The 12,857-nt window shown below is 42.4% G+C and carries 13 protein-coding genes and 1 riboswitch; of the genes, 5 read left to right on the top strand and 8 right to left on the bottom strand.

Features of this window, described 5'->3' with window-relative positions:
• Positions 1-1,179: a lipid-A-disaccharide synthase gene (gene lpxB / locus CDG60_RS08185; RefSeq protein WP_087511638.1), complete on the bottom strand. Its 1,179-nt coding sequence runs from the start codon at positions 1,177-1,179 to the stop codon at positions 1-3.
• A gap of 354 nt (positions 1,180-1,533) precedes the next feature.
• Between lpxB and CDG60_RS08180 the strand changes: the two genes are divergently transcribed.
• The 3 genes from CDG60_RS08180 to CDG60_RS08170 all read left to right on the top strand — a co-directional run bounded on the left by CDG60_RS08180 (position 1,534) and on the right by CDG60_RS08170 (position 4,234).
• A complete protein-coding gene (locus CDG60_RS08180) occupies positions 1,534-2,415 on the top strand; it encodes a sulfite exporter TauE/SafE family protein (RefSeq protein WP_087511637.1) in 882 nt (293 codons plus the stop codon).
• A 129-nt stretch (positions 2,416-2,544) separates the two neighbouring features.
• Positions 2,545-3,636 carry a 3-deoxy-7-phosphoheptulonate synthase gene (locus CDG60_RS08175; protein ID WP_087511636.1) on the top strand — a complete coding sequence of 364 codons (1,092 nt, stop codon included), beginning with the start codon at positions 2,545-2,547 and terminating at the stop codon, positions 3,634-3,636.
• A 73-nt stretch (positions 3,637-3,709) separates the two neighbouring features.
• Positions 3,710-4,234: a protein tyrosine phosphatase family protein gene (locus CDG60_RS08170; protein ID WP_087511635.1), complete on the top strand. Its 525-nt coding sequence runs from the start codon at positions 3,710-3,712 to the stop codon at positions 4,232-4,234.
• Between the two features lie 108 nt (positions 4,235-4,342).
• Here the strand turns inward: CDG60_RS08170 and ispF are convergent, their stop codons facing one another.
• A complete protein-coding gene (gene ispF / locus CDG60_RS08165) occupies positions 4,343-4,828 on the bottom strand; it encodes a 2-C-methyl-D-erythritol 2,4-cyclodiphosphate synthase (RefSeq protein WP_087511634.1) in 486 nt (161 codons plus the stop codon).
• A 98-nt stretch (positions 4,829-4,926) separates the two neighbouring features.
• Here ispF and CDG60_RS08160 point away from each other — a divergent pair, with 98 nt between their 5' ends.
• Both CDG60_RS08160 and CDG60_RS08155 read left to right on the top strand, forming a co-directional pair.
• Positions 4,927-5,577, top strand: coding sequence for an A1S_1983 family putative colistin resistance protein (locus CDG60_RS08160; protein ID WP_087511633.1), 651 nt, complete (start codon positions 4,927-4,929; stop codon positions 5,575-5,577).
• A gap of 53 nt (positions 5,578-5,630) precedes the next feature.
• Positions 5,631-6,503 (top strand): acyl-CoA thioesterase, encoded by an 873-nt coding sequence (locus tag CDG60_RS08155; protein ID WP_160117003.1) that lies wholly within the window; start codon positions 5,631-5,633, stop codon positions 6,501-6,503.
• A 63-nt stretch (positions 6,504-6,566) separates the two neighbouring features.
• Here the strand turns inward: CDG60_RS08155 and CDG60_RS08150 are convergent, their stop codons facing one another.
• From CDG60_RS08150 to kdsA, 6 genes are all read right to left on the bottom strand, one after another.
• A complete protein-coding gene (locus CDG60_RS08150) occupies positions 6,567-7,859 on the bottom strand; it encodes a D-amino acid dehydrogenase (RefSeq protein WP_118868737.1) in 1,293 nt (430 codons plus the stop codon).
• Positions 7,860-7,976: 117 nt separating this feature from the next.
• A riboswitch (glycine riboswitch) is annotated at positions 7,977-8,065 on the bottom strand.
• Between the two features lie 229 nt (positions 8,066-8,294).
• Positions 8,295-9,431, bottom strand: a complete 1,137-nt coding sequence (gene rodA / locus CDG60_RS08145) for a rod shape-determining protein RodA (RefSeq protein WP_087511726.1) — start codon at positions 9,429-9,431, stop codon at positions 8,295-8,297.
• Positions 9,432-9,546: 115 nt separating this feature from the next.
• Positions 9,547-10,266 carry a 2-C-methyl-D-erythritol 4-phosphate cytidylyltransferase gene (gene ispD, locus CDG60_RS08140; RefSeq protein ID WP_406565310.1) on the bottom strand — a complete coding sequence of 240 codons (720 nt, stop codon included), beginning with the start codon at positions 10,264-10,266 and terminating at the stop codon, positions 9,547-9,549.
• Positions 10,226-10,627, bottom strand: coding sequence for a septum formation initiator family protein (locus CDG60_RS08135; protein WP_087550358.1), 402 nt, complete (start codon positions 10,625-10,627; stop codon positions 10,226-10,228). Before CDG60_RS08135 ends, ispD begins: the two co-directional genes overlap by 41 nt.
• Before the next feature lie 17 nt (positions 10,628-10,644).
• Positions 10,645-11,934 carry a phosphopyruvate hydratase gene (eno, locus tag CDG60_RS08130; RefSeq protein WP_087511629.1) on the bottom strand — a complete coding sequence of 430 codons (1,290 nt, stop codon included), beginning with the start codon at positions 11,932-11,934 and terminating at the stop codon, positions 10,645-10,647.
• Between the two features lie 58 nt (positions 11,935-11,992).
• Positions 11,993-12,850 (bottom strand): 3-deoxy-8-phosphooctulonate synthase, encoded by an 858-nt coding sequence (gene kdsA, locus CDG60_RS08125; protein ID WP_087511628.1) that lies wholly within the window; start codon positions 12,848-12,850, stop codon positions 11,993-11,995.
• Positions 12,851-12,857 lie beyond the last annotated feature (7 nt).

The following is a 12,857-nucleotide window of genomic DNA, read 5'->3' as shown; positions in this document are numbered from 1 at the left end:
TCAGCTGAATGACAGAATACTCAGAACTGCCTGTACCGGGTCTTCACTGTTTCCTGACAGTAACTGCTTATGCATGGTGATGTGCTGCATCACCTGAATCTGTGCAGTTTCCACATTCATCAGCTTTTCTATTTCAGCAGCAAGCTGGTCAGGTGTCGCATCTGACTGAATCAGTTCCTGAATGACTTTTTTTCCTGCAATGATGTTAGGCAAAGAATAATAAGGAATCTTTATCAGCATTTTTGCAATCACATACGTCAGCCAGTTCAGTTTGTAAAAAGTCACCATTGGTCTATGCAGCAGCATTGCCTCAAGTGTTGCAGTACCGGATGCCAGCGCCACAATATTTGATGCATTCATGACCTGACGTCCAATACGGGATTCAATATCTGTATTTTCCATAATACGGACACGGGATTTCAGAGCATCTGAATAACCCGTCAGCAATGCTTCAATCTGTTGTTTTCTAGCTTCATTGATTGCAGGAATCAGAAATTCATATTCAGGATATTTTTTATTAAGTATTTCTGCTGCGCCCAGAACAACAGGACCAAGTCGCTCAATTTCACCACGACGGCTACCAGGCAACAATGCTATATGCTTCTGTGACAGTTCCAGACCAAGTTCCTGTTTTGCTTCCAGCAGATCATTCTGTAAAGGCAGCTGTGATGCCAGAGGATGTCCGACAAATGCCGCAGGAACTCCCCATTTTCCATAAAATGCTTTTTCAAATGGAAACAGACACAGTACGAGGTCAATACTCGCCTTTATGCCATGTACACGCCCCTGACGCCATGCCCATACAGATGGACTGACATACTGAACTGTTTTTATAGGGAGATTTTTCTGTTTTAAACTTTTAGAAAGCCGTAAATTAAAATCCGGTGCATCAATACCAATAAAGACATCGACTGGATTCTGACTCCATGTCTCCACCAGCCCATCACGGACAGCAAACAGTTTTTTCAGGTCTTTGAGAACTTCAACAATACCCATGACCGAAAGAATATCCATCGGATAATAACTTTTAAAGCCTTCAGCGATCATTTGAGGACCACCAATTCCCTCAAACTCTGCTTCAATTCCCTGCTCACGAAAACGACGAATAAGTTTTGCTCCCAGTGTATCACCAGAAACTTCTCCCACCACCATTCCGATTTTCAGTTTTCTGTTCAGCAAGAGCCTTCGCCTCAAATTGTTTTGCAGGAATCATAACATAGCGCTTTTCAAAACTGCATAAAGTTTCCCTGTATGCTTACGATGCGTACTCTCATCGGCTTTTTCTACATCTACAGATGAATATGGTGAAGCAGCTGAATACTGTGTTTTTAAACGCTCAAAGGAAAATATCAAAACAATTCAGATGCTGCCGATCATTCCCCTCTGTTACAGCGTGAATAAGTTATTCCGAACTGTGCCACTAACCAACAAAAACTTTAGCATTTTTTTGAATAAGCAAATCAATAATCAAGACAACCACTTATATGAAATAGTCATAAGATATGCCTGTTTTCTGATATCTGGTTTTTTGTGATGTTTGGTCCTATTGAATTTATTCTGGCAGGCGTTCTGGTTGGTTTCTGTGTTGGGATTACTGGCGTAGGTGGTGGCTCATTAATGACGCCCATACTCATCAGTCTTTTCCGTATTGAGCCTCATATCGCGATTGGTACAGATCTGCTCTACGCTGCTATTTCAAAATTCTGTGGTTCTCTGGTGCATGCCAAAAAACTGAATATTGTGTGGCCTATTGTCTTATGGCTGGCACTGGGCAGTGTTCCTGCATCATTCATCACCCACTGGATTCTGGACAACTATCTGAGTCAGTCCACGCATTATAAAATGGTACTGACCACAGTACTTGGCTTTATGCTGACACTGACAGGGATTTCCATTATTTTCCGCTCTCAGATCGAACGCTTTTTTGCAAAATTCCGCAAAAGTGAGCTTTCTGAACAGCAGGAACAGGTCGAGTTCAACATCCAGGGCAAACAGACTTATGTTGTAATTATGGGCATCGTACTTGGAGTATTTGTCACCCTGTCTTCAGTTGGTGCTGGTGCTTTTGGTATTATGGCTTTGATTCTGATGTTCCCAAATCTGCCGATGATCCGTATTATCGGTTCAGATGTCGTACATGCAGTCTTACTGACTTCTGTAGCAGGATTTGCTCACATGACTTCGGGAAATGTCGATTTTCATCTGCTTGGATGGCTGTTACTGGGTTCAATTCCAGCGATTATTGTCGGCACACTGATCAGCTCACGTTTACCAGAAAAACTGATCCGTAAGATCCTGGGAATTACTCTGTTTGCTCTTGGAATTAACTTTATTTTACATCCAGTTAAAGCCAAACCTGTGGAAAAATCCCAGACTGTCATGACAGTGCAGATCAATCAGCAGCAGACAGTCTGATTCATAACTATTTATTATGAATACTGTGTAAGTATTTAATGATTTATTTATAGTAATAAATTGATCAAAACATGTTATATTCGGGCAACCGAAACACATCTGTACCACCTTCTAATACCAGTGACGGCGATGAATACAATACAGTCTACACCTATTACACAATCAGACATTGATGACGTGAATGTTCAAAGCATTCAGCCACTCGTAACTCCAGCAGAACTGAAAAAAGAGTTACCTCTGAATGAAAAAGCCTACCAAACTGTTCTGAAAGGTCGTGAAACCGTCCGAAATATCCTGGATGGCAATGATAAACGTATTTTTGTTGTCATTGGCCCCTGCTCTATTCACGACACTACAGCAGCGCATGAGTATGCAGACCGTCTGAAAGTACTGAGTGAAAAAATCAAAGGCACCATTTATGTCGTTATGCGCGTATATTTTGAAAAACCACGTACTACAGTGGGCTGGAAAGGTCTGATCAATGACCCGGACATGAATGACTCTTTCAATATTGAAAAAGGATTACGCCTGGGTCGTGAGCTTCTGTTGGAACTGAACGAAAAAGGTCTGCCATGTGCAACTGAAGCACTTGATCCAAACTCACCGCAGTATTATCAGGATCTGATTTCCTGGTCTGCTATTGGTGCACGTACTACTGAAAGCCAGACACACCGTGAAATGTCATCAGGACTTTCCTCTCCTGTCGGTTTCAAAAATGGTACTGACGGTGGCTTAACAGTTGCAACCAACGCAATGCAGTCTGTTAAACACGGTCACAGCTTCCTGGGCTTAAATAATGAAGGTCAGGTTTCTGTCATCCGTACCAACGGCAACCCTTATGCCCACGTTGTTCTTCGTGGTGGTAACGGTAAACCGAACTATGATGCAGGCTCTGTCGCAGAAGCAGAAAATGCTTTGGCTAAAGCAAAAGTCAGCACTAAAATCATGATTGACACCAGTCATGCTAACTCAAACAAAGATCCATACCTACAGCCTCTGGTACTGAAAAATATTACAGAACAGATTCTGGAAGGTAACAAATCCATTGTCGGTATTATGGTTGAAAGCCACTTAAAAGGTGGTCGTCAGGATATTCCTGAAAATCTGTGTGACCTCGAATACGGAAAATCCGTGACCGATGGATGCATTGACTGGGAAACCACTGAAAAAGCCCTGCTTGAAATGCATGATGCCTTAAAAGACATACTGCCAAATCGCTAAACAGTGAAAAACGCCATCGTCATGATGGCGTTTTTATTTTATAGTGGAGGTTATTACTTTAGAACAACATGCCATGAATGAGATTGAAAACAGTCTTTGCCAGATTAAAAAATTCCAGTTTATACACGAACACCTGTTTACATCCGGTCAGCCAACAGCGGAACAGCTGAAACTGATTAAAGAATATGGTGTAAATACCATCATTAATCTGGCATTAACCGATGATGAAAATCATCTGCTCCACGAAGACCGTAATTGCCTTGAAGTCGGACTGCACTATATTCAGGTACCAATTTCATGGGATACCCCATCAGATGACCAGTGCCTGCTTGTACTGGATATGATAGACCATCTGGTTCAGGAACAGACCGTCTGGCTGCACTGTACAGAAAATCATCGTGTTGCCAGCCTCATGTATCTGTACCGACAGTATTACATGGATATAGAAATGCCGGACGCTCAGGAGCAACTGCATAAAATATGGGAACCTAATGAGACCTGGACAGGTTTAATCCATGCCGTATCCTTACAGTTACAGGGTCGTAAAGCCACACGTGAACTTCAGCATTCCTTAATGCATGCGGATCATTTTTCCTGAGAACTCTGGACGAGCTGAACAGATTTCCCAGCCACATTTCCGTTCAATAAAAACCCTTTACTTAAAAAGGGTTTTTATCATCAATCCAGCACAGCCCGAAAGTGACTCTCATGCATGCGAGATCAGAACGGTTGCTGTGGAGAGAATTCCTTCCTGACGTCCTGTAAAGCCCAGCTGTTCAGTCGTCGTTGCTTTTATACTGATCTGATTGATATTTACATTCAGCACATCCGCAATACTCTGTCTCATTTCAGCATTATGCTTTGCCAGCTTTGGGCGTTCACAAGCCACAGTAATATCAGCATTATTCAGCACATATCCTCTGTCCAGAATCAGCTGATACACATGTTTCAGCAATACCCGACTGTCCGCACCTTTAAAAGCAGCATCTGTATCTGGAAAATGCTGTCCGATATCTCCCAGTGCCAAAGCCCCCAGTAAAGCATCACACAGTGCATGCAGCACCACATCACCATCAGAATGTGCTTTTAAACCATGGGTATGCGGAATTTTCACGCCCGCAAGTGTGACGAAATCTCCTTCCTCAAAAGCATGAACATCAAGTCCCTGACCTATTCTTATCTGTGCGACCACTGTTATTTCCCTCAGAAATATATGATTGAAATCTTGTATTCAAGCTCGCTGATTCGCTATAGTTAGCTCAGCACAACGTAGTGAAAGTATAAGCGATCATGCTGTTGAAAACCGACTTTAAAATCATCAAATCTTTAGGTACTTTGTTCTTTCTGGGCTTTTTATGTACCAGCCAGGCGTACAGTCAGGAAATTGACTGCACAGATAAAACATCTTCTGCACTTAAAAAAATCTGTTCTTCAGAGTTTGATGAAATCCGTGAAAAACTTGCAACCCATTATCAGACTGCACTGTATGTCAGCGATGCGCCATTGCAACTTTTGCAGGACACTCACACTCTGTGGTTCAAGCGGCTTCAGCAATGTAAAAGTATGAGCTGCTTTAAAAATCAGTTCGAAATCCGTACCGATGATCTGAATTTTTATACCTCACTCAATCAGACACTGACTTCACACTATTTAAAGTTTGAACACGGACAGCTCGCGCCCTCACCTGTTCATATACAGGTACATCAGCTCAGTAAAGACAGCATTAAAATCGAAGGGCTCGCTTATCGCAGTCCCAACAACAAACTGGAAACACAGACTGTTTCCTTTCTTGCCTACACCACACCTGAAAAAAAGAACAATATTACAGACAATGAACATGACTGCGCTTATCAGTTCAATTACAGTAAAGCGATATTATCAATAAAAACAGAACAGAAAGGATGCGAGAGATTTGCAGGAGTCTACCGTCTGTATGACTAAGACCCAGGGAGACTGCAAATCATTGGTCAACTTTAATGGGGATGCCGTTCTCTATGGATGCTTTAACACATGAACTTTTCCATTTACTGAAACTTGAAAAAATAGACAGCTATCTTTTTAAAGCACCAAGCCTGCCCCTATTCGGTTCCCGTATTTTTGGAGGACAGCTCTTAGCCCAGTCTATTATTGCCTCATCCAGTACCTGCAATAAACCAGTACACTCACTGCATGCATACTTCCTCAAAGCCGGAGATGCAGACAGTACAGTCCTTTATGAAGTTCAGCAGCTCAGAAAAAGCCCGGCTTTTTATACTGCGCAGATCAGAGCATTTCAGCAGGGTGAAATCATTTTCTCAGCTTTTATTTCTCACTGTGATCCTGAGGATGCACCACATTATCAACAGGCTGAACCAGAAGCGGTTCCTCCAGAGGCTTTAAAAACAGAAGAAGAATGGAAAGCAGAATATGCAGATCAGGTTCCAGAGCCTTATCGCGAAATATTTCTGACACCATTCAATATTGAAATCAGACCTGTCAGTACAGCCGGTTTTGTTATTCTTCCACATGCGGTCACAGGGCATATCGAGTACTTAAAAACACTCGAAGATATACCACCAGAATTTAACCAGACCATGTTCCATCAGGCTATTGTTGCCTATATGTCTGACTATGAATTACTCACTGCCGCACTGAAACCACATGCAATGAGCTACCTGTCTCCTGGACTGATCAGTGCAAGCCTGGATCACAGTCTGTATTTTCATCAACCATTCGCTGCCGATCAATGGCTGAAATACAGTATTGAATCCACAATCAGTTCAAATGCACGGGGAATGAATTCAGGGCAGTTCTGGCAGAATGGTCTGCTTGTATGCAGCTGTACTCAAGAGAGTCTGATGCGTATTGCCATCACAAATAAATCCTGAAAAACATGATCTGATTCTGCAGAAAACATACGCAAATCGCTGTTTTCTGCATATCAGCTGAAATCAGACAGGATGATGACTGGCAACTTCCTGACTGATCATCACCGCTGTTGCTGCTGAAAGTGTCCATCCCAGATGACCGTGTCCTGTATTATAAAAAACCCGCTCCCGCTTTCCTCGTCTGACCACTGGCATCATATTGGGCATCATCGGTCTTAAACCTGCCCAGGGAACGCTGTGCTCAGTGGAAATATCAAAGTTTTTATTCACCCAGTCAATCAAAGGCTGGATACGGTCAGAACGGATATCTCTGTTATAACCATTAAATTCAGCAGTTCCTGCAACACGGAAACGGTTTTCACCGAGTCGTGAAGTGACAATTTTGGCACTTTCATCCAGCAGACTCACCCATGGAGCACCTTTTATACTTCGCTCATCATCAAGCTGGACAGTGATTGAATACCCTTTCACAGGATATACATTCACCCGATCTCCAAGTTTATTTGCCAGTTCATAACTACCAACACCACCACAGACGACAACAGCATCTGCCTGTAATTCTTCAAAAGCAGCAGCTCCACCCTGCATATTTTCCATACTTGCCCGATACTGAATGGTGACACCCTTTGAATGGTGCTGCACATCAACCACTTCCATACCAAATAAATATTTCACACCATATTTTTCGGTGGCTTTTGCAAGTCCCGTTGTAAATTTATGGATATCACCAGTGGCATCTCCTGGACAATAAAATCCACCATAATATTCCCCTGTCAGGGTCGGTTCGATCGATTTCATTTCTTCAGGAGTCACGGCATATCGCTCAAGCCCACCATCACAGAGCATATTGTTGACACTAGTCGCTACTGCATAATCCTGCTCGGTATGATAAAAATGCAAAATACCTTTTTTTTCCAGATTAAAATCAATCCCTTCCTGTTCAGCAATACTGAACAGACGCTCACGCGCTAACAGCGCCAGACGCACAGTTTCATGTGTGTTGGACTGATAATGTTTAATATTTCCAAGAAATTCCATTAACCATGCATATTTATGCAGATCAAAAGATGGGTTGAGCAAAAGTGGGGCATCTTTGCGCGACATCCATTTTATGCCTTTGAGCACCGTGGATTTCTGATTCCAGACTTCTGCATTACAGGCAGATAACTGCCCGCCATTGGCAAAAGAAGTCTCCATTGCAGGAAACAGATGTTTATCAATAACCGTAACCTGATAACCCAGCTGGGCAAGCTCATAAGCAGAAGTTACACCTGTAATTCCTGAACCAATAACGACCACATGACACATACGCACACTCCTTTGAAATGCATGGTTTTTATGCACTTTTTCAAGCATGCCCCATCTGTCATTGGTACCTGAGAGCTTCGGATGTTATTCAACTGATTTTGAATAACCCCATCCCCTTCGGTGAGCCATCTGTATGATTTACAGTGACTTCTCTCCAGATTTTTTGTAATTATTACAGTCCTTCTGCCTGAGAGTTTCCGGGGTCGTTGCTCCTTCGGCGAGTCTACAGAAGACTTCTCTCCTGCAATAATTCTTCCTTGTTGTATAGCAATGTATATGCCATATTTTGTACAAAGTGAAGTGTTATTTTCCGAAATGCAGATAATTCATCTGATCAGTTCTTAAGCCCTGCATCTTTTATCCTTTTCTTATTTCAATACGGCGGAATGTATTGATCTGATTTGAACAGAATATTCTGATCTGAACTCAATACTACAAATAAAAAAGCCTCATCAGAATGAGGCTTTAAAATATAACAGTCTACTACTTATGTGTATGTATGGACATCACAATCCCCATACTCGCCAGCATGGTTATCACCGCTGTTCCCCCATAACTCATCAGAGGCAATGGGTCACCAGTCACAGGTAAAATCCCACTGACCATACCTGAGTTTAAAAATACAAAGAAGAAAAATGTCAGACCAACTGCACCAGCATACAGACGTCCAAAATTATGAAAACAGTTCAATCCAATCATCAGACAACGGATAATAATGGCGGCAAACAGGCTGAATAAAATAAAAACACCAATAAATCCGAATTCTTCAGCATAGGTCGACATGATGAAGTCAGTATGATGTTCAGGTAAATACCCTAAATGTGACTGTGTACCGGACAGATATCCTTTACCCGAAATACCACCAGAACCAATTGCGATTTTGGACTGAATAATGTTCCAGCCCGCACCAAGTGCATCAGACTCAGGATCAAACAGTGTCAGCACACGCTTTTTCTGATATTCCTGTAAAAAGAAAATCCATAAAAATGGTGCTGCTACCGCAAGAGCAGAGAGCGAACCCAGAATCAGTGACCATGACATACCGCTTAAAAACAGTACAAAAATACCAGGAATAATCAAACCGATATTTAAGTCAGGCTGTAAAGCAACCAGTATAAACGGTACCAGCATCATGACCAAAGCAATAACAATATTGACAAACTTTGGTGGAAAAGCATATTTGGAAAAATACCATGCCATCATTAAGGGCAATGCAAATTTCATAAACTCACTGGGCTGCATACTGCCTATGCCGGGCAATGAAATCCAGCGTTTTGCCCCCATTCGTGTTTCACCGACAGCAAGAACCACGAGCAATAAAAATATCGCAATCATGTACAGATAAGGACAGATGGTCTGATAGACCTTGGGAGGTATCTGAGCGCAGATAAACAGCAGTGTAAAACCAACACCAAAGCTGATAGCCTGACGCATGACCATTGCAGTGTCGGCAGCTGTTGCGCTGTAGATCACCATCAATCCCAGTATCGAGTTCAAAATCAGAAAGCACAATAACCACGGGTCCAGGTGCAGTTTTGTCCACCGAGAAGAGTCTGTCTTTATGCTTCTTCCGTCACGCAAAGCCTGACGCAAAAAACGATACTGCTGTGAAGGGATCATCTGAAATATTTCAACAAAAACCAATCCGAAATTATAAAATTAAAATTACGGACTGAAAATCACAAAGCTTGATAATTTTGTGTCATCAAACAGGAAGAATCTGAGTCATACAACCTCAGTGCTGTGCACTGAGAATCAGATCCGCGAGTTCCAGATCATCTGGATAAGTAATTTTAATATTGTCTGACCGACCATGTACAATTTTTACAGGATGACCTGAAAACTCAAGCGCACTGGCTTCATCAGTAATATTTAAATCATTCTGCAATGCATGTTCAATCGCAGCTTTTAAAATACCAATTTTAGAAATCTGGGGCGTCTGTGCCTGCCATAAATGATCACGGCTCACGGTCTGCTGAATTTCATTCTGACTGGCAAGCTTAAGTGTATCACGGACAGGAATCGCAAGAATTGCACTGCTCTGCTCATGCTGTGCTGTCTGAACCATCTCTCTGAGACAGCTCTCGGTCACACAAGGACGGGCAGCATCATGAACAAAAACCAGATCATCGTCGGATGCAAACTGACTCAGATAATTCAAGGCATTCAGTACTGAATGAACTCTTTCCTGTCCACCTGAACAAAAATGAGCGCGCTCCTGATGACTGAATGCCAGCGTTTTTGCGAGCACATCATTTTCAGATATTGCAATCACATAACCCGTGAGTTCCAGAGTATTTAAACGCTCAATGGTATGTTCAAGAACAGTTTTACCCTGAATCTTCTGATATTGTTTTAACGCTGTAGCAGAGAAACGGCTTCCTGACCCTGCGGCAGGGACAATGCCCCAAAGATTACCACTCATCCAGTGGTGCCGCCAGTTCTGCCGAACCATCTTCATTGGTTCTTAAATCAACTTTGGAATTTGGATCTATATATATCGGTCGATACTGTGTACTGATCGTACTCATCTGAATAAATGTTTCATGTGGCTTAATCAAGCCGAGATCTAAACGGGCATGTTCCTCAATGGCTTCCACGCCATTTTTCAGATCATACACTTCTGCCGCCAGAACGCGGTTACGCTCCTTAAGCTCATTATTTAATTCTGTCTGTTGTTGTATTTTTTGAGAAAGTTGCTGGTGTTCGCGGTAACCACCTTCACCAAACCAGAAAAGGTACTGAAACCCTGCGATCAGAATGATCGCAAGGCCCAGTAACATTTTGCTCGCTGTGGAGCCGAAGACATTTAACATAAATGACATTCAATCGCTTAGTTCAAACCTTTGAACTCAGCTTTACCGCGATAAGCAGCATGAGTCAATTCTTCAATACGAAGTAATTGGTTATATTTTGCTACACGGTCAGAACGGCAAAGTGAACCAGTTTTGATCTGACCCGCTGCTGTACCTACTGCAAGATCTGCAATTGTAGAATCTTCAGTTTCACCAGAACGGTGAGAAATAACAGTAGAGTAACCATTTGCTTTCGCAAGATAGATTGCATCCAGAGTTTCAGTCAATGTACCGATCTGGTTGTATTTGATCAGGATGGAGTTACCCACTTTCTCATCAATACCGCGCTGTAAAATCTTAGGATTTGTAACGAACAGATCATCACCAACCAGCTGGATTTTATCGCCAAGAACAGATGTCAGATAAGACCATCCTTCCCAGTCAGATTCATCCAGACCATCTTCAATCGAGATGATTGGATACTGGTTTACCAGACCTGCAAGATAGTCTGCAAACTGGTTGCTTGTGAATGCTTTGTTGCCTTCACCTGCAAGGATGTACTGACCATTTTTGTAGAATTCTGAAGATGCACAGTCCAGTGCCAGCATGATATCAGAACCAGCTTTATAACCAGTCTGTGAAATCGCTTCAAGAATGACAGTGATTGCTTCTTCGTTTGAACGTAAGTTCGGAGCAAAACCACCTTCATCACCAACAGCAGTGTTTAAACCTTTTTTGTTTAAAACTGATTTTAATGAATGGAAAATTTCAGCGCCTGCACGTAAAGCTTCAGCAAATGATGTAAAACCTACTGGCTCAATCATGAATTCCTGAATATCAACGTTATTGTCCGCATGCGAACCACCATTGATGATGTTCATCATTGGTACAGGCATAAACAGAGTCGTCTGGCCACGTAAGTCGGCGATATACTGGAACAGTTCAGTTTTCTTTTCAGTTGCAGCAGCACGTGCAGCAGCTAAAGAAACCGCTAAAGTTGCGTTTGCACCTAATTTTTCTTTATTTTCAGTACCATCAAGCGCAATCATTTTGTCATCAAGCGCTTTCTGTTCAAATACGTTCTGACCTTTTAACAGGTCTTTGATTGAACCATTTACGTTTTGAACAGCAGTACGGACACCTTTACCTAAGTAACGTGATTTGTCGCCGTCACGAAGTTCCAAAGCTTCACGAGAACCAGTTGAAGCACCAGATGGTGCACATGCACGGCCAACAACGCCAGAGTCTAAGATTACGTCTGCTTCGATGGTTGGGTTACCACGAGAGTCCAAAATTTCACGTGCACGAATGTCAACGATTTGGCTCATGAACAATTCCTCGGTTGATTAATATAGACTGCGCAGTACGCAGCACAAGGTTAAATTTTTAGTGTGTATCCAGTTTTTTAAAGCCTTTGACCAACGTATCCAGTTCCTTGATCTGTGCCAGGAACGGTTCAAGCTGAGACAGGCGTAAAGCACAAGGACCATCACATTTTGCATGCTCAGGATCTGGATGTGCTTCAAGGAACAGACCCGCAAGTCCTGTTGCCATTCCTGCGCGTGCCAGTGTTGTAATCTGCGCACGACGGCCACCGGCAGAATCTGCACGACCACCTGGTGTCTGTAAAGCATGTGTTACATCAAAGAAAACCGGTACTTCCATTTCTTTCATGATGTCAAAGCCCAGCATGTCCACAACAAGATTGTTGTAGCCAAATGCAGAACCACGCTCACAAAGAATCAGCTTGTCATTGCCTGCTTCCAGACACTTATGCAGAATATGGCGCATTTCATGTGGTGCAAGAAACTGTGCTTTTTTGATGTTGATAATGGCTTGCGTTTTTGCCATTGCTTCAACAAGGTCAGTCTGACGGCTTAAAAAAGCAGGAAGCTGAATAATGTCAGCAACTTCAGCAACAGGAGCTGCCTGATATGGCTCATGTACATCCGTAATGATCGGTACATTAAAATGTTTTTTAATGTCCGCCAGCCACTCTAAACCTTTTTCAAGACCTGGACCCCGAAAGGAATGCAGGCTTGAACGGTTAGCTTTATCAAAGCTTGCTTTGAACACGTAAGGAATTCCTAAACGTGTGCAGATATCCACATAAGTTTCTGCAATTTCAAAAGCTAAATCTTTTGACTCGAGTACATTCATTCCGCCGAATAATACAAATGGCAAGTGGTTTGCCATCTGTATATCGCCTAAACGTACAATTTCCTGTGCTTTTAATTGTGACATTTAAACT

This window comes from Acinetobacter chinensis (assembly GCF_002165375.2).
Lineage (GTDB): Bacteria > Pseudomonadota > Gammaproteobacteria > Pseudomonadales > Moraxellaceae > Acinetobacter > Acinetobacter chinensis.
The sequence above is the reverse complement of the archived record's forward strand: the minus strand, read 5'-3'. Positions and strand labels throughout refer to the sequence as shown.

Excerpts from the sequence above, each read along its gene's own strand:
- CDG60_RS08180 (WP_087511637.1), top strand. The coding sequence starts at position 1,534 with ATGTTTGGTCCTATTGAATTTATTCTGGCAGGCGTTCTGGTTGGTTTC.
- CDG60_RS08175 (WP_087511636.1), top strand. The coding sequence starts at position 2,545 with ATGAATACAATACAGTCTACACCTATTACACAATCAGACATTGATGAC.
- CDG60_RS08170 (WP_087511635.1), top strand. The coding sequence starts at position 3,710 with ATGAATGAGATTGAAAACAGTCTTTGCCAGATTAAAAAATTCCAGTTT.
- CDG60_RS08160 (WP_087511633.1), top strand. The coding sequence starts at position 4,927 with ATGCTGTTGAAAACCGACTTTAAAATCATCAAATCTTTAGGTACTTTG.
- CDG60_RS08155 (WP_160117003.1), top strand. The coding sequence starts at position 5,631 with ATGGATGCTTTAACACATGAACTTTTCCATTTACTGAAACTTGAAAAA.
- CDG60_RS08150 (WP_118868737.1), bottom strand. The coding sequence starts at position 7,859 with ATGCTTGAAAAAGTGCATAAAAACCATGCATTTCAAAGGAGTGTGCGT.
- rodA (WP_087511726.1), bottom strand. The coding sequence starts at position 9,431 with ATGATCCCTTCACAGCAGTATCGTTTTTTGCGTCAGGCTTTGCGTGAC.
- ispD (WP_406565310.1), bottom strand. The coding sequence starts at position 10,266 with ATGGTTCGGCAGAACTGGCGGCACCACTGGATGAGTGGTAATCTTTGG.
- CDG60_RS08135 (WP_087550358.1), bottom strand. The coding sequence starts at position 10,627 with ATGTTAAATGTCTTCGGCTCCACAGCGAGCAAAATGTTACTGGGCCTT.
- eno (WP_087511629.1), bottom strand. The coding sequence starts at position 11,934 with ATGAGCCAAATCGTTGACATTCGTGCACGTGAAATTTTGGACTCTCGT.
- kdsA (WP_087511628.1), bottom strand. The coding sequence starts at position 12,850 with ATGTCACAATTAAAAGCACAGGAAATTGTACGTTTAGGCGATATACAG.